Genomic DNA, 16,880 nt, shown 5'->3' with positions numbered 1-16,880 from the left:
AAATCATATGAGCGATGTGCAGGTAATCAAAGCGAACCGTAGTGAAAACCGTATCCGTGGCAGAAAGGTCGAAGTATTAAGGGTAGCCGCCTATTGCCGTGTCAGCACGGATAGTGAAGACCAGCTCAACAGCTATAAGTCACAGGTCACATATTACACGGATTTGATTAAGAAGAAACATGAATGGACACTGGCGGACATATACGCTGACGAAGCCATAACAGGCACGCAGGTGGCGAAGCGTGAGGATTTCCAGAGAATGATTAACGACTGTATGAATGGGGATATTGATATGGTAATTACAAAATCCATTTCAAGATTTGCCAGAAACACACTGGACACTCTGAAATATGTCCGTATGCTGAAAGAGAAAGGCATTGCCGTTTTCTTTGAAGATGAAAATATCAATACCTTAACGATGGACGGCGAGCTGCTGTTAGTGGTACTAAGCTCCGTTGCACAGCAGGAAGTTGAGAATATTTCTTCTAATGTAAAAAAAGGATTGAAGATGAAAATGCAACGAGGGGAGCTTGTGGGCTTTCAAGGCTGTCTGGGGTATGACTACCATAAAGATACGAAAAGCATATCCGTAAATGAAAAGGAAGCTAAAATTGTAAGGTATATCTTCAATCGGTATATTGAGGGTGCGGGCTGTACGGTCATCGGAAACGAACTGGAAAACTTAGGGTACAAGACAAAGTATGGCAGTTCAAAATGGGTGCAGTCCACGGTAATCGGCATCATCAAAAATGAAAAATATAAGGGCGACCTGCTTTTGGGCAAGACATTCACGGTTGACCCGATTTCAAAAAGACGGTTGGAGAACTTTGGTGAAGAAGATAAATTTTATATCCGTGACCATCACGAAGCGATAGTCAGTGAGGAAATTTTTGAGGAAGCACAGAAGATACTGGCAAAACGTAATACAAACCGCAACACGCATCAAGAGGGACAGAAAAGAAATAAGTTCAGCAGGAAATATGCTTTTAGCTGCATGATAAAATGCGGATTTTGCGGTGGCACTTTAACACGGAGAAACTGGCACAGCAGTTCCGCATATACCAAGACAATCTGGTAGTGTGTTACCGCTACCAAGCACGGGAAAAGACATTGCCCGCATTGTAAGGGAATCCCCGAAGAAGTGATTGAAAACGCTTTTGTAAAGAGCTATCAGCTTTTATGCACAGACCAACAGGAGGTTGTCGATGAGTTCCTGCAAAAAGTTGAGGGTATTCTTAATGACGATACTTCTCTGAAGCGTCTGCCTAAGATTGGAAAGGAAATGGCTGACCTGCACAGGCGAAAGGAAAAGCTGCTTGATTTAAGGCTTGATAATAATATCGACAGGGACATTTACGAAAAGAAGAACCAAGAACTGTCCGACCAGTTGAAGAAGCTCCAAGAGGAACAGCAGCAGTTGATGGAGCTAAGCGAGAATCAGGAAAACACCAGAACACGGTTAAGGGAGTTCAGAAAAGTCTTAGGCTCTGGAGAGATACTGGAGAGCTTCGACAGGGTTGTTTTTGAGAGTGTGGTTGAAAAAATAATCATCGGAGGTTATAATGATGAGGGAGTGGAGGAGCCTTTGAAGATAATCTTTGTGTATAAAACTGGTATCCACTCTAATTTTAATGGGAAGGATTTTAAGCCAAAGCGTAAAAACGCTGCGGCTGTACATAATGACACAGAATTGTGTTCCTATACGAGTGACGAGGATAAAAAATTGTGTTTACATAGTAGCTCCGACACATGTGGAGACGGTAGTAATGCTTTCCCACAAAAAACCCGACAGCGTAATTAACGTAAAAGTGGAGTTTGGCGAGGGCGAGGGCAAAGTGCCGCTTGATAATATTGCCAAGAGAGCCGAAGCGTACAAGCCGAAAGAGCGAGTTACATATAAGATGATTAAAGAGTACATAGAAGCGAAGTATGGCTTCAAAGTACATACCGCATATATCGCAGAGGTAAAACGAGATTTAGGATTGCCGATGTATGATGCTCCTAATGCGGTAGAGGAACTGAAACAGCCGAGGAAACATCCAACAGCGGAGAAAGTGGAAGCGATAAAGGATGCTTTGGGATATTTTGATTTAATTTGAAATATAAATTTAGTGATTATATGACGAAGGAAGGAAATGCATTATGAGTGGTTTTATGTACGTTTTTCAAAATTATATTTGGGTTCCAATCATAAGCGCAATAATTGGAACAGTATTAGGGTGGGGAGGTCCTAAAGTAATTATATATTTTCAAAGGAAAAGAGAAAAAAGGGTTAATGAGAGTGTTAATGAAATTTCAATAGAAGGTGACTGGAACTCTTTTTTTGGAGAAGAAAAAAATTTACAAATGGAAGACGTGCATTTGAATCAAGTGGGGCGAGAGGTTACTGGAAATATGAAATTGAGTAATAGAATATATGAGTTTAAGGGAGAATTCAAAAATCAAATTTTATTAGGAACATATGAGTCAAAAAATCGTCGAAAAGATGAGAGAGGAACAATTGTATTAAGATATATTAATGAAAAAATGTTGAGCGGTTATTGTACATTTGTATATAAACCTGAAAGTCGAATAATAGTCACTAAATACTGATTCTACCGAATTAAAAAAGCGATAAAAACCTTGAAAATACGGCCCTTTTCCTTTGAAAAAATACTTAGTATCTGTTATAATATAAGAGAAAGATAGATACTAAGTATTTGGAGGGAAATATGGGCCGTATAGCTTCTGGAAAAGAACGTGTGGATCTGATCGAAAAGGATCAGGGGAATGGAACCGTATATGTCTATAGGCGGGTTAGCATCTACAATAAAGAAAAAGGATATTATGTCTCAAAAGAACAAAAACTGTTGGGGAAGAAAGTGAATGGATCCGATGAGATCGTACCCACGCGGGCCAAGGCATCCAATGGATCCCGGAAAAAATGTGCGGCAGAAAGTACAATGAGCGAAGTCGGCGTCACAGCCGCACGTATTCGGATTGGCGCATCAGCAATCATCGGCCATATCGGTGCAGCCAGCGGAATAGATGACGATGTGTATAAAAGCTGTGACACGGCGGTAGCCAAAAAGATTATTGCCTTGGCGAGATATTATCTGCAGAGTGACGGCGAGGCTACTTCGCACATTGAAAAGTGGCAGTTGACACATATTATGGAACCCTATGGTTATCCCATTTCTGAAGACACGGCTCATGACTTGTTTGAACGTGTCGGGGCAGATGAGACGATCTCGCAGAGCATTTTCTTTAACAGGGCCGCCCGTTTGGAAAACGCACGGGTTCTGGCGTATGATTCTTCTACGGTTTCGACCTATGGATTGAACCATGGCAGGGCCAGGCAAGGATATAATAAGGATAGGGACGGGTTGGAAACGGATAAACTCTTTACGTTTTACTCCATATCTACCAGGCAGCCAGTGTGTTACATGTCAGTCCCGGGAAATATACCGGATGTGATTGCAGTGGAGAATGCCACAAAGCAGTTAAAAGCATTGGGGCTTGAACAATCCGAGGTGATTTCCGATTGTGGGTTTTATTCCGAAGATAACCTGTCACTATTGTTACAATCATCCTTTGATTTTATCACTCGTGCACAGTACGATGTGAAATGGATACGGCCTGAAATTGACAAAGTTCTCAGGAAGCTGGAGGATACGGGGAACATGTGCCCGGATGAAGCCGGGACGTATGGTGTCAGCACCTGTATCATGCATGAATTTACCAGGACAAGGAAGTATGCCAGCAAAAAGAAAGGGCTGGAGGCCGGAGATACAGAATTATTCAACCGTAGGGTATATCTGCATATTTATTTCAATGATGTCAACCGCATAAAGAAGAACAGGGCATTTGATGAAACGCTCAATAAACTTAGGAATGCTTATCTGGAGGGAGAAAGAGACTTTAAACCTGCAGCTCGGAGAATGATCGACCAGTTTTTGGATATCAAAGAAAAGCGGAATGGAAAGCCCGTAATTACATTCAAAACGAAAGCGGTAAGAGAGGCAAAAAAGTACAACGGAGTATTTGTACTTGTAGCAAACAAGGAAAAAGATCCGTTCGAGTCGTTAAGGAAGTTTCGCAAGAGGGAATGGATTGAAGATTTTTTTGAAGAATATAAGCAGCGGGTTGGAGGCAGGAAACACCGTGTATGGGATGACCTGACAGTAGATGGTAAGAAATTAGTCCAATTTGTCGCGCTATGTTACTATGAACATTTTTCGGGTGAGATTACCCGGATGAAAAATACTCTGGGGGTACCGAACGGCGAACATGACCATGATTTGAAAGTGAATCTGGATAAAGAAAAGCAGTTAAAAACATGGTTAGAGAATAATTCTATCCAGGAAATATTTGATTGGTTTGATGCTGTGGAGAAGATAGATGTAACCACGCCATATGCAAAACAGATATGGACGACAGAAGCGATAGCAAGAGACCAGTTATTTTTAAATAGGCTTGGAGTGGAGTTATAGGAAATTTTCCGCCTGTATGGTTAAAAATTATTCCAGTGCGTAGGAAGGGTATCCCCGACTTCCGTTTCTCGAACAACAGTTCAACCATACAAGTGGAAAATTTTTAGTGTCTATTGCTCGACTTTCAGGATATAAAAATAAACAGGTTTATAATAGCCCATATGTATTGACATTAAGTTCAGAGCATAAAGTAAATAAGGGAACATATCAATTTTGTAATGGTTGCATTGGTAAATTTAATTGTTGTTGTAATTGCGAAGAGATAGATATGTCAATCTTGCTGCCATTCGAGGCAGAAAATATTTCACGAATTACAAAGAGAAGTATTGATTCATTCGCTATAAAATTAACAAATAATTTATATCAAATGAGACGAGTAAATGGTGACGAAAAGAAGGAATGTGTCTTTTTTCAAAACAGTAAATGTTCTATTTACGCTAATAGACCAATAGATTGTAGGATGTTTCCTTTTGACTTCAAAGAGATAGAAGGAGAGTATTGTGTAATATATTATAATAAAGTTTGTCAAGCTATTCCATCAAATAAGGATGAAATTGAAATGTGTGCTCATAACATGCGTCCTTTGTTAAATATAGTATTGCCATATATGTCTGAATGTTCAGATCCGATTTTTAGTAAACGTTTATTAGAGCAAGAATACATAAAGTTATTCCCAATTAATAAGATAATTGATGATCAAGGAATATAGAGAATATACGGTTATTGTTTCATAAAAATATTTTTATGGTTAGAGCAGTAAGAATCTTATGTTTTGTGGGAAAAGGGATGCATGAGCAGTATTAGTACTGTATAAATATTGCCCATATTTCTGCAATTTTGTGGGGATATGTTCTAATTTTGTACTCATGTGGAAACCATTGTACTTTTGTCCCACAAATCACCAGATAGTGTCATTAGTGTTACGGTGGAATTTGGAGAAGGTGAAGGGAAAGTACCTTTAGATGCAATAGCAGAACGAGCAAAGAAATATCAGCCGAAACCGAAAATTACATATAAAATGATACAAGAATATGTTGAGAAGAAATATGGATTTAAAGTACATACTGCTTATATTGCGGAGGTAAAGAGGTCATTAGGTCTGACAATGTATGATGCGCCAAATGCGGTAGAAGAATTAAAACATCCGAGGAAGCGTCCACCGAAAGAGAAGTTAGAAGCGATAACGGATGCACTTAAATATTTTGAGGTAATTTAATGGATGAAAGGATTTATCAGATTGCAGAGCAGATAGTTGAAATACATCAAAAAGCTTATGAGTTTTATTTGCCGTTGGTTGAAGATGTGTGCAGCAGAATTGTGTCAGAAGATGAATTGTCACATTTGCTTGATTATGTACTGGATTTTGCTTGTGATGAGAAAATACGGGGATTGTATAAAAGAGTGTGTAGAAGGTATTTGTATATATATCCTAGCTGTATTAAGAGTTATATTGAAGCATATCGGGAAATGTGGGAAGGTGAGGACAGTTGTTCAATAGAGTTTTTTGATGAGAAAGAAGATAAGATGTTTTAAGAGGATTATGATGTGATTGTAGGAGGAGAAATGGGGAAAATAATTAAAGATACAATTCATGCTAATGGAATAGATATTGGAATTTATACGCAGGATTTTGAAAATGAATTTATTTCATTGACGGATATTGCCCGGTATAAGAGCGATGACCCAACGGCGGTTATTCAAAACTGGATGAGAAATCGGGATGTGATAGAATTTCTGGGACTTTGGGAAAGACTACATAATTCAGATTTTAAACCCCTCGAATTCGAGGGGTTTAAAAAGCAGGCAGGTGCCAATGCCTTTACAATGTCACCAAAGAAGTGGATAGAAGCTACGAATGCCATTGGCATTGTTTCAAAATCAGGACGTTATGGCGGAACATATGCTCATAGTGATATTGCTATGTCTTTCGCAACTTGGATTTCGCCTGAGTTCCAGCTATATATTATGAAGGATTACAGGAGATTAAAGACAGATGAAAATAGTCGGTTATCTCTAAATTGGAACCTAAATAGAGAGATTTCCAAGTTAAATTATAGGATACATACAGATGCAATTAAGTACAATTTGATTCCACCAGAACTAACTCCTGCACAGGTATCTTATACATACGCCAATGAAGCAGATATGTTGAACGTTGTTTTGTTCGGAAAAACAGCGAAACAGTGGAAGGACGAAAATCCAACCGTAAAAGGAAACATGAGAGATGTGGCAACACTAAACCAATTATTAGTGCTTGCCAATCTGGAAAGCTATAATGCTGTTTTGATTAATCAAGGGAAGAACCAAAGAGAAAGAATGGAATTACTTCGACAGTTGGCAGTGCAACAGTTGCAGACATTGGAAACAGTGAGTTTAAATAACCTACCGGGATTGAGAAGTGAAATTAGTAATTAGGATTTTCAAAAATTATTATGGACACGGTATAGGAAAATATCTTGTTTTGATCTGCTGTAAAAAGGAGAAAAATAATGGATAATTTAAGAGGGTATCAACAGAAAGCTGCTAGGGTAATATATGATTTTTTCAATTCCAATGAAAAGAAAGCAAAAATATATTTATCAACAGGGTTGGGAAGAACTGCGATAATAGTTTCATCCATACAGTTAATACTGCAGAATAGGAATGTATCAGTGGCAATATTGTCCCCTAAGCGCATATTGTGTGAGCAACTACAAGCTGCGTTTACCAATTCGTTTGTTAATAATGGAGTTGCAATGCATTTACATGAATTTAAGGGACAGGAAATATTGATAACCACATATCAAGAGGTTATAAAAACAAAATTTGATTTGGGTGTAGTTGATATAGTAATTTGCAATGATGCACAATTTTTGAAAACAGATAGTTATATTTCGTTATTAGGAGGAAGTCGGACAAAGTTCTTAGGAATTTTGCAGAATAATGAATCTTCTAAAGAATGGTTTAGTGTTGCAAAATGTTTGTTTTCTTATACTGTAGCAGATGCTTTGAGAGATGGATATAGCGGCTACTTTTCAGAAAGAGATTTTATTCAACAATTTTTGATTTTATTGCTAAAAAAATATGGGTTTAATAATATTTTGCAAGAGGTTAAGCTTGGAAATAAAAATAGTAATAGTTATAGGGCAGATATAGTAGCTAAAAAGGGAACAAGTGATGTTGTGATAAGGCAAAGCTATATAGGAATTTATATGTTTCACAAACAATCATTAGTAATGCACTAAGCCAGATTTTAAACTATAAGGAATTAGTATTACAAGACAGAAAAAGGGAGGAATTTGTATTTATATTAGTTTTGCCGTGTGAGGTTGATGATAAATTACAAGAAGAGTATTTTAAGAAAGAAAATATTGTGATATGGGATATCAATAATTTATTATATATGTGTTATGGAGATAAAGAACTTTCAAATTTGTTACCATACCGCCTGCGGCGGCACAAATGATGACGAAAGCCTCGATTCCATATTTCCATATAGACTAAATGGGTGTATTCTTATTTTCAGAGACGCCAGCATACTACAGAGCACGTTGTAACGCCTGGAGATCCAGAGCCCGAAAATTTATCAGTTGCCGCCATCCTTCTTGCACAAATGATAGGCGCTTTTAAAGCCCGTATACTTATGAATAAACCCGTCCTTAAAGGGTTCCCGCAGGGATAGCAGTCACTGCGGCGTCTCTTTTTCAGCCCTTCCATTTCTGAAAGGAGGCCCCTATGGCATCAAAAAAACGCAATACACAAAAGAAACACATCCGGTCTGAGGGAACCTATTCTTCCGAAGAACTCAAATGCCTTACACTTGATGACGGCACCCGCGTCATCACATCTGCTGACGGTGATATCAAACGCCCGGTCTGCGCGGGCATTGATGTCCACAAGGAAATCCTCATGGCCGCCGTCTGCCGGACGGATCCCGAAACCCTGAAAGCAGTCTTTTACGTCAGACAGTTCCAGTCGACAAACAAGGATATCCGCAATATGGCGCAATGGTTCAAAGCCCATGGTGTACGAGATGTCTGCATGGAATCTACCGGCAAATATTGGATTCCTGTTTTCAATATCCTGGAGCAGTGCGGTCTCAAGCCCGTCCTGACACATCCGAAATACGTCAAACAGGCCAAAGGGCGGAAAACGGATTTCCGGGATGCCATCCATATCGCCAGCCTGTTCCGGATGGATCTTGTCGTGGCATCCTTCATCCCACCAGCGGACATCCGGGATTTGAGGGAACTGTGCCGCTACCGTCTGAAGCTTACTTACATGCGGACTTCCGAGAAAAACCGTTTCCAAAATTCCATGACTGTATCCAAGGTGAGGCTGGACTGCGTGTTCTCCGATCCCTTTGGAAAATCTGCATCTGCCATCATGGAATATCTGATCGAGACAGATCCGGACCAGGTCAGCGATGAGGAGATACTGAACCTGGTGGACCGCCGGGTTCAGGCATCCAACGAAGATATCCTTGAAAGCATCCACGGCTATGAATTCATAGGAGTCCAGCGCGACAAACTGAACATCATCCAGCTACATCTCGGGCAGCTGAATGAATGCATCCGGTTGATTGATGAAAAACTGGAATATTACCGTCAAAAATACTTCCGTATCATCCGCCATCTGGTAACGATGGTAGGTATCACGGACATATCCGCCCTGTATATCCTGGGTGAGATTGGGACAGACATGTCCGTTTGGAAGGATGATGCCGCTCTTTCCTGCTGGGCGGGTCTCTCTCCGGCAAATAATGCAAGCGCAGGGAAGAAGAAGTCCACAAGGACGGGGGACGGCGGGCATTATCTGAAGCCCCTGCTCGTCCAATGTGCGCTTGCGGCTGCAAAAAGCACGCGGAAAGATCCCTATTTCCATTGTAAATACGAAACGCTGAAAAAGCGCCGGGGCCACAAAAAAGCGATCATCGCTATCGCAAGAAAAATGCTTGTGGCCATTTACCATATGATCCGGGATGATGCAGATTTCCTCCCGGTGGATTATGAAGATACCATACAAAACACCAAGAAAACTAAAGGGCTGAATTTAAACAATGTCATCGCTTTCTTAAAAGAACAGGGCGCTGATGAAAGCACGATCCACCTGATTGAGACACAGTGCTGTGGCAAGGAGACAGAAACGACAGATACCTGCAGCAAGTCACCTGTTGTCCAGGATGCAAAAGAAAAGCAATCCACTTCAGGAAGTGCAGATATATCCCAGCCAATACAGGAATCTGTAAATGGAAGTCCGGTACTTATCTCCGGCTCCCAACAGGGTCATGCCCTAAATTGTCATCCAAAAGATCCTGCGGTGGCAACTGCTACAGCCTAAACTGGATTGCTGTAGCTTATTGTATCATATCGTATCCCATTTAAAAAGCCCCTTTTCATGGGGAGGGGGATTTTATGCCCTTTTGCACTCTACAAGTCCTACAAAGCTTTCATACTTATTGGTTAAATGTATGCCATATCCCTTGATGGATTTGAAACTTCAATAGCCATTATATTTGAAAGATATTGAGAGAGAAGAGTGTGATATTAGTTCCTCAGTAACAGAATCTTATTTTTATAGATTACAAAAATGTAAACCGGGGAAAGAAAATCAATCCGATAAAGAATATGAACGGATTTGTACAGATATAATAAAATTCTTGTTTGAGACAGAGTTTTATAAGGTATCTGAACAACATAAAACAGAGGACGAAATGTTCCGTATGGATTTACTGTGCTCTTTGAAAGGTACAACGGAATTCTGGCGATTCCTAATTAGTTTTTATCATACAAGATTTGTAGTTTTTGAATATAAAAATTATAGGGAACCTATATCTCAAAATTTAATTTATATTACAGAAAAATATTTATTTCCTGTAGCATTAAGAAATGTAGCATTTATTATTTCCAGAAAAGGATTTGACTTGAATGCCCAAAAGGCAGTATTGGGATGTTTGAGAGAAAGTGGTAAATTAATTATTAGTATTGATGAAGAGGATTTGATAAAAATGGTATCATTAAAAGAAAAGGGGGAAGAACCATCAGATTATCTTTTGGATAAGGTTGAAGATTTGTTAATGTTAGTAAGTAAATGAAATGATATGTGAAGATTGAAATTACTAGTGAATAAACAATATTCAACTCTTTTGATGCTAAGAACACTTATTTTGTGGGAAAGGGGTAATACCGTTGAGACTATTGTGTCGATACAAAAGAAAACCTCGTAGAAATCCTTTATTTTAGGCACTTTGCGAAGCATTTCATGTTCACTTCGGAGGGTGAAAAAATCCGAAATAAGCACCTCAAAAACTACTTTGACGTTTCGGCGGTAGTTGATATCGGGTGTGGGAACACAAACGGAAAATAAAGGGTTTGGGCAATCAACGTGTCTATGTAGTGTCCACCTTGCTGATAAAAGCGGGCAACAGGCTCTGAGTATTGTGAGAAGGATACAGGATTTCATCACGGAGAATCTGTACATCTGTTCTGATAAAATTTTGAGCGGATTGGGTAAGATGTATTCGGGCGGTGGAGACTTTACCAAGAATATTGATGAATATGGTGGTGAAGGAACGGCAGAGTTTGTTGATAAAGCAATTCAGATTTACTGCGAGAAAAATGAAGAAGTAGAATAAACACTACTTCATAGTAAGTAGGAAATAATCCGTATCTGTCAATTCATGTGTATTTCTGATACAATCACTTCAAATTATGGAGGTATTGCCTATGGATAAAAATGAACTTACAAAGACAGAACTCTGGACAAAACGTATCCAGGACTTTCATGAAAGTGGTTTATCCCAGAAAGAATGGTGTCAGGAGCATCAAATTCCACAATCAACTTTTGGCTATTGGATCCGGAAGCAAACAAAAGAACAGCCAGATGAACCTATTTTTGCAAAACTTCCTTCCCAACAGGAAATCTCATCTGATCTTTCAGTCGGCGGTGTGCCTGTAACGATCTATCTTCCCGGAAGCATCCGGATTGAAATTGGTGCCGGGTGTCCTGTCGGACTTATGGCTTCTTTGATCCATACACTGAGTGCTTATGCTTGATCTGGCCGGCGGAACAACTGTGTATCTTGCATGTGGTGTCACGGACTTACGAAAGAGCTACCAGGGATTGGCGGCTATTATAAAACTAAAATTCCATCTGGATCCGTATTCCCGTTGTATGTTTGCCTTCTGTAATCGCAGACGCACATCAATCAAAATCCTCCAATGGGACGGGTCAGGATTTTGGATCTTAATGAAGCGGCTGGACCATCATTCCTTTCACTGGCCGGATACACCAGATGAGTTGAAAAAAGTTACGTTAAAAGAAATACACTGGCTGTGTGACGGATTATCCCTGGATCCCAAGGGCGCTTTCAAGGAGCACCATCCCAAGATTGTCATCTAGCCAAAAACGGAGTCTGTCAATTCGCAAAAAGCTGAAAATCTTAGGATTTTCAGCAATTTTTCCTCTGTTTTTCTAACGCATTTCCCCTCGAAAACAGCACGGTTTTATGGTATTCTTTTCTTAGCTTAAAACAATCAGGAGCACCGGACTATGGAACCACTTTTTTCTAAGAAACAATTACAGGAAATGAGTAAAGAAAATATAATCACACTGCTTACAACCATGCAGGCGCATCAGCAAAAGCAGGAAACTAAGATCCAGCTCCTGACGGAAAAAATGAAGGAGCTGGAGTTCATGAATGCGCTGCTTTCTGACAGGCTGGCGCTTGCCCAGCGGAAACAGTTTGGTGCCTCCAGTGAAAAGTACGCGGATGGATATACGCAGATGGATCTGTTCAATGAAGCAGAGCAGGAAGCGGATCCGAATGCAGCGGAACCGGAAATGGAAGAGATCCATCCGAAATCTTACAAACGCAAAAAACCTGCTGGAAAAAAGGAAGAAGATCTTTCTTCTTTTGAGACGACAGAGGTGATCGAACATAAGCTGGAAGGGCAAGAACGGTTCTGCCCGGAATGCGGGACGAAATACAAAGTAGTGACGACAGAGAAAGTAAAATATCTGAAATTTATACCGGCCCGTTTCGAAGTCGTAGAAGAGATCACATATATTTACAGCTGTCCAAAATGCGGAAAAATGCAGCGGCCAGAGAAGGCCCAGGCACTTATGAAAGGGAGTGTCGCCACACCATCCCTGGTTGCAGGTATCATGAATGCCAAATATGTAAATGGGATGCCGCTTGCACGCCAGGAGCGGGAATTCGCGCGGTATGATCTGAATCTGTCAACCAAAACGATGGCAAACTGGATCATCCTGTGTGCCGGGCGGTATCTCCAGCCGGTCTATGACCTGATGAAGGAGGAATTCCTTTGCAGTAGGTATGTCCATAGCGACGAGACACGGATCCAGGTCATAGGCGAACCGGGGCAGAAAGGTACGACACAGAACTGGATGTGGGTGTATCTTACGGATGAGAATAGTGGATCTCCGAGAATGGTACTCTTCCAGTATGAGAGAACCCGGGGCGGCTACCACCCGGTGGAGTTTCTGGGAGATACATTTGAGGGTTATCTTACCTGTGATGGATACCAGGCGTACCATAGTCTCCCGGAGAAGATCACCGTGACAGGGTGTATGGCCCATGCAAGGCGACGTTTTGATGAAGCCCTTACAACATTGAAAAAGGATTTCACCAAAGAGCAGCTGAAAGAAACAACTGCATATCAGGCAATGGAGCGGATCGGCATGCTCTATAAGATAGAAGAAATGCTCCGAGGCAAATCGCCGGAGGAAAAATATACCGAGCGTCAGAAGCAGTCAAAACCGCTTTTAGATGCCTTCTTTGAGTGGCTGCATTCCCTGGAGGATGCAGTAGACAGATCATCGAAAATAGGAGAAGCGGTATTGTACACGATAAACCAGGAACAATACTTAAGAAGATACTTGGATGACGGACATTTGAGTATCGACAATACGGCCGCTGAGAGAGCCATTAAGAACTTTGCGGTAGGACGCCGCAACTGGCTGTTTTCTAAGAGTATCAAAGGAGCAGAGGCCAGCGCAACCGTATACAGCATAACAGAAACGGCGATCCTGAACGGACTCAAGCCCTATAATTATCTGACCTACATATTGGAAAAGATGAAAGATTTGGCTCCATTTCCGACAAAAGAAGACATTCTTCCACTATTGCCCTGGTCAGAAACAATACCGGAAAACTGTCGTACCAAACGACCAGAGGGGACATCCACTTAGCAGAAACTGTTAGGTGGATTTTTTTGTCAAAGTACGGATGAATCTCTATTCATCTTTAAGGAATATTTTACCAAATGCGTAGATTTATGAACAGGTACGGATTATTTCCTACTTACACTTCATATGGTTTTAGGGAGAGTCGGTTAGATCGGCTCTCCTTTCATGTCTGGAGGGAGGTGATCTGGTGTATCCGGTAAGTGCGGTGTTTCTGGAAGCCGTGAAGGCAAATACAAGAAAATATTATTAGACAGGCAGGATCACTACGACTGCCGGGACGGTTTATGAGCTTGAGCAGGATGATATGGTTAAGGGCAGCGGATATATCACAAGCCAGTGTTGTGGAAGTACAGAAATTGAACTGGGAACTGTTTACGCTGCAGAGATGGGAATTTCGCTTTTCTCTGAGATAGACAGATATATGCTGGAGGATGCTATGGTCACATTGTCCTATCATCTGCAGGTCAAGGGCGGAAGCTATGAAGAGATTCCGATGGGAATCTTCGAGGTGTCAGAGGCGAAATGTAAGGCGAAGTGGCTGGAGATCAAGGCGTATGATTATATGCTTCGATTTGAAAAGAACTTCAATGAGACTGCTGAATACTATGCCTTGGAAACCGATGACGGGCTGACCATGAATCTGGGAGTGAATCCGCTCCTGCAGATTGGGCTGGATGAGACAAGGCGTGATCTGATCACGAATATCCTGAATGACATAGCGGCGGTGAATGATGTGCCCTTTGATTCAGGCACGATAGGAAATCCGGCGCTTGATCTGGGAGATGTGCTTCAATTTACCGGAGGTCAGGCGGATGCGGAAAAGATATCTGCGGTCACTTCCATGAGTTGTAAGATTGGCGTCAAGATGAGCCTGAAGGGTGTTGGTAAGAATCCAAGGCTTGCCAGGGTGAAGAGCAAGAACGATAAGAACATCTCCGGGCTCCTGAATCAGATTGAGGCAGGAAAGATTGGGATCCATACCTTTACTAAGGTATCTGCCTTTACAGTGAATGATAAGGATGTAAAGATTATCAGCATTCAGTTTGCTTTTTCAGAACAGAATCATGCCCAGTTCTTTGGTCAGAACAGGTGTCAGAACGGGTGAGGGGAATGTCTGTGATGTTTTTAAATACCCGGTGTTGGTGCAATTTTATTTCCAATCCCGGAAAAGTAAGTGCAGAGGAGTGGGGAAACAGGGCAGCGGAGAATCAAATCCACGTACAGCTCCAAGGAAAGTCAAACATCATTACAATAACAAGACTACACACTAATACCATTTAAGTAATAGACAGTTATTATTTAACATCCCAAAAGTCGTATAATATGCACTAAAAAACTTAGTGCATAGACATCCCCAATTTCTCAAGATATAGAGCATCCCGCGCGGTAATCTCTGTGTTCCATCGTTTGTTACGCAGTTCGGACGATACCTTTACCTCTTCCACAGTGTCAAACCATTGCAGCTGAAGATAAACCGGCGTATTCTCCATCCATCTTAACAGTTTCTCTTCAAGGTCAACCGTCTCTTTTGTTCTGATACCATCCTTATTCTGTTTGCCCAGAGTAGGCTTAATCTTACGTAGCTGATCACTGAAATACTCGTAATAACACAGCGATACGAATTGTACAAACATTCTGCCCCGCAAAGTATCTGGACTCCAAACACGGATACGGCTTCCATCCGCATGTTGCTTTTCCGCTTCAAAACAAGCTTCGATGGTCTCCCTTTTCCGGTAGATCCTTAAGCATTCAAAACAGTCTTTCTCCCGGTTGGAGACCAGGGTGAAATAGCCATGATATTTGTATGCCTCCTGACATTCCTTGTCCTTAAAACGAACGGTCGTCTTCTTTCCCCAGGTGCTTATCGACATATACTTTTTTACCTTCTCCTGCGCACTCCTGGAAAGCTCATCTACAGGTATGCCGTCTTCTATCATTGACTTTAATTCCATAAGGTCTGTTTCAAATTCAATCCGGTCTTCCGCCTGCCGTGAAGCATTAAAATAAATGTGAAGATACATCCGTCTTTTGAATCTTTCAACAGCGCCCTTTTCAGCGCCGCTTTTGTGGCTGGCATACTTGCGCACCTTGTCAAAATCATGCATTAACATAACTGTAACACCATGGGTTGTGGGGTCAAACGGACATACACTGTATATAGAAGAAAGTTCCTCTATACGTGCTTCTATTTCCGGCCGGATCCATTTGATGTTTGTTTTTGCCAGCGTGACAAACCCGAATCCTTTTTGGAGCATCTCAGAAAGGTTAGACTCTGAGTAGTAACCGTTATCTGTTACGATCTCGGCATGATCCACGCCAAGGACAGAAAGTTGTTTTAATGCGTTTTCGATTGACGACACATCAGGCAGGTTGCCCGGCTGTTTGGTAAATGCGATCGGCTGTCTGCTTTCAATAGAATACAGCGTAAGCAGTTTGACCGTCTTCAGTCCGTCTTTTGCTTTGTTGTATCCGTACCGTGCTTCCGGCTGCTGTCCGGAGTAAGTCGATATGGTGGTGGAATCATAAGCAATCGCTCCATGGTCCCCAAGCAATGCACAGCGCTCGTGAAAGAAATTTTGCTGCAGCGATTCATCCAGCCCGATGTCATGGAACAGGGCATGGTATACATCCTCTGATATGCCGTTCACATAGGGAAGCGGATGGGTATACTGCCAGGTCTGTATTCCCGGGAGTGTTTGTCCATTTGTTGCCAGAAGATATCTTGCGAGGGAAATGATCTTCTGGGCGGTCCCGATATCTGTGGATGCATATATAGCTGCATCAATACCGGAAATAAATCCTATATGTCCTATGATATCCATCATTCCAACACGTTTTCTGGAAGCAGATACTTTCTGTGGTTTTATTGGGAGTTTGCTCCCATTAGGTCTTTTTGGGCGTGTAGGCACCTGAATTTTTTCGCCTTTCGGAATTTTAGCGATGAGCTTACTGCTCACAACTTTGTTATATTTTTTAACCGGGTCATACAAGGTCTGACGCTCCATAACGTAGATATCACCGTTCTTCTGCTTAACATTTACACGTGATGTTTTGATCGTACCTGATGGTTTTGCTGGCATAACAATCTCCTTTATTTGAGTGTATATTTATATCTATCATTATTATAATACACACTCAAATAAAAATCAAGCAAAAATGGCGTAAAATCGGCACTTTTTTAAGGTTCAAAGGGTGTTATGACCAATTGAAAAAGGTTTT

The 16,880-nt window shown here is 41.2% G+C and carries 16 protein-coding genes and 3 pseudogenes; 17 read left to right on the top strand and 2 right to left on the bottom strand.

The features are described from left to right. Window positions 1-7: 7 nt before the first annotated feature. From VSQ62_RS32700 to VSQ62_RS20120, 17 genes and pseudogenes are all read left to right on the top strand, one after another. Window positions 8-1,078, top strand: a complete 1,071-nt coding sequence (locus VSQ62_RS32700; RefSeq protein WP_502957774.1) for a recombinase family protein — start codon at window positions 8-10, stop codon at window positions 1,076-1,078. Between the two features lie 63 nt (window positions 1,079-1,141). After that, window positions 1,142-1,801, top strand: coding sequence for a hypothetical protein (locus VSQ62_RS32695; protein ID WP_502957773.1), 660 nt, complete (start codon window positions 1,142-1,144; stop codon window positions 1,799-1,801). After that, window positions 1,749-2,099: pseudogene (locus VSQ62_RS20190) on the top strand (23S rRNA (uracil-5-)-methyltransferase RumA); the annotation flags it as partial. The gene VSQ62_RS32695 and the pseudogene VSQ62_RS20190, both read left to right, overlap by 53 nt. 43 nt (window positions 2,100-2,142) lie before the next feature. Continuing rightward, the gene (locus tag VSQ62_RS20185; protein ID WP_334636576.1) at window positions 2,143-2,592 is read left to right on the top strand and encodes a hypothetical protein; all 450 of its coding nucleotides are present in this window, start codon (window positions 2,143-2,145) and stop codon (window positions 2,590-2,592) included. A gap of 119 nt (window positions 2,593-2,711) precedes the next feature. Next, entirely contained in the window at window positions 2,712-4,472 is a 1,761-nt protein-coding gene (locus VSQ62_RS20180) for an IS1634 family transposase (RefSeq protein WP_293741083.1), read from the top strand. A 106-nt stretch (window positions 4,473-4,578) separates the two neighbouring features. After that, entirely contained in the window at window positions 4,579-5,181 is a 603-nt protein-coding gene (locus tag VSQ62_RS20175; protein WP_334636574.1) for a YkgJ family cysteine cluster protein, read from the top strand. A gap of 216 nt (window positions 5,182-5,397) precedes the next feature. Further along, a complete protein-coding gene (locus VSQ62_RS20170; RefSeq protein WP_334636573.1) occupies window positions 5,398-5,688 on the top strand; it encodes a hypothetical protein in 291 nt (96 codons plus the stop codon). Beyond that, the gene (locus VSQ62_RS20165) at window positions 5,688-6,005 is read left to right on the top strand and encodes a hypothetical protein (RefSeq protein ID WP_334636571.1); all 318 of its coding nucleotides are present in this window, start codon (window positions 5,688-5,690) and stop codon (window positions 6,003-6,005) included. Before VSQ62_RS20170 ends, VSQ62_RS20165 begins: the two co-directional genes overlap by 1 nt. A gap of 30 nt (window positions 6,006-6,035) precedes the next feature. Then, the gene (locus VSQ62_RS20160; protein ID WP_334637729.1) at window positions 6,036-6,887 is read left to right on the top strand and encodes a KilA-N domain-containing protein; all 852 of its coding nucleotides are present in this window, start codon (window positions 6,036-6,038) and stop codon (window positions 6,885-6,887) included. A 74-nt stretch (window positions 6,888-6,961) separates the two neighbouring features. Then, window positions 6,962-7,696, top strand: a complete 735-nt coding sequence (locus VSQ62_RS20155; RefSeq protein WP_334636570.1) for a DEAD/DEAH box helicase family protein — start codon at window positions 6,962-6,964, stop codon at window positions 7,694-7,696. Between the two features lie 490 nt (window positions 7,697-8,186). Further along, window positions 8,187-9,791: an IS110 family RNA-guided transposase gene (locus tag VSQ62_RS20150; RefSeq protein WP_304429581.1), complete on the top strand. Its 1,605-nt coding sequence runs from the start codon at window positions 8,187-8,189 to the stop codon at window positions 9,789-9,791. 175 nt (window positions 9,792-9,966) lie between these two features. Next, window positions 9,967-10,545, top strand: a complete 579-nt coding sequence (locus tag VSQ62_RS20145) for a hypothetical protein (protein WP_334636569.1) — start codon at window positions 9,967-9,969, stop codon at window positions 10,543-10,545. A 249-nt stretch (window positions 10,546-10,794) separates the two neighbouring features. Then, window positions 10,795-11,085 carry a TipAS antibiotic-recognition domain-containing protein gene (locus VSQ62_RS20140; protein WP_334636568.1) on the top strand — a complete coding sequence of 97 codons (291 nt, stop codon included), beginning with the start codon at window positions 10,795-10,797 and terminating at the stop codon, window positions 11,083-11,085. A gap of 91 nt (window positions 11,086-11,176) precedes the next feature. Further along, the gene (gene tnpA / locus VSQ62_RS20135) at window positions 11,177-11,506 is read left to right on the top strand and encodes an IS66 family insertion sequence element accessory protein TnpA (protein ID WP_304472369.1); all 330 of its coding nucleotides are present in this window, start codon (window positions 11,177-11,179) and stop codon (window positions 11,504-11,506) included. Window positions 11,507-11,525: 19 nt separating this feature from the next. Beyond that, window positions 11,526-11,852: an IS66 family insertion sequence element accessory protein TnpB gene (tnpB, locus tag VSQ62_RS20130; RefSeq protein WP_334633104.1), complete on the top strand. Its 327-nt coding sequence runs from the start codon at window positions 11,526-11,528 to the stop codon at window positions 11,850-11,852. A 150-nt stretch (window positions 11,853-12,002) separates the two neighbouring features. Then, on the top strand, window positions 12,003-13,664 hold the full coding sequence (tnpC, locus tag VSQ62_RS20125) for an IS66 family transposase (protein WP_334633103.1): 1,662 nt from the start codon (window positions 12,003-12,005) through the stop codon (window positions 13,662-13,664). Between the two features lie 184 nt (window positions 13,665-13,848). Then, a pseudogene (locus VSQ62_RS20120) lies at window positions 13,849-14,745 on the top strand (hypothetical protein); the annotation flags it as partial. A gap of 13 nt (window positions 14,746-14,758) precedes the next feature. Here VSQ62_RS20120 and VSQ62_RS32690 read toward each other — a convergent pair. Both VSQ62_RS32690 and VSQ62_RS20115 read right to left on the bottom strand, forming a co-directional pair. Further along, window positions 14,759-14,851, bottom strand: a pseudogene (locus tag VSQ62_RS32690) (winged helix-turn-helix domain-containing protein); the annotation flags it as partial. 147 nt (window positions 14,852-14,998) lie between these two features. After that, complete coding sequence (locus tag VSQ62_RS20115; protein ID WP_334636567.1) at window positions 14,999-16,741, bottom strand: IS1634 family transposase; 1,743 nt, start codon at window positions 16,739-16,741, stop codon at window positions 14,999-15,001. Window positions 16,742-16,880 lie beyond the last annotated feature (139 nt).

It is taken from the genome of Sporofaciens sp. JLR.KK001, from assembly GCF_036941055.1.
Lineage (GTDB): Bacteria > Bacillota > Clostridia > Lachnospirales > Lachnospiraceae > Sporofaciens.
The sequence above is the reverse complement of the archived record's forward strand: the minus strand, read 5'-3'. Positions and strand labels throughout refer to the sequence as shown.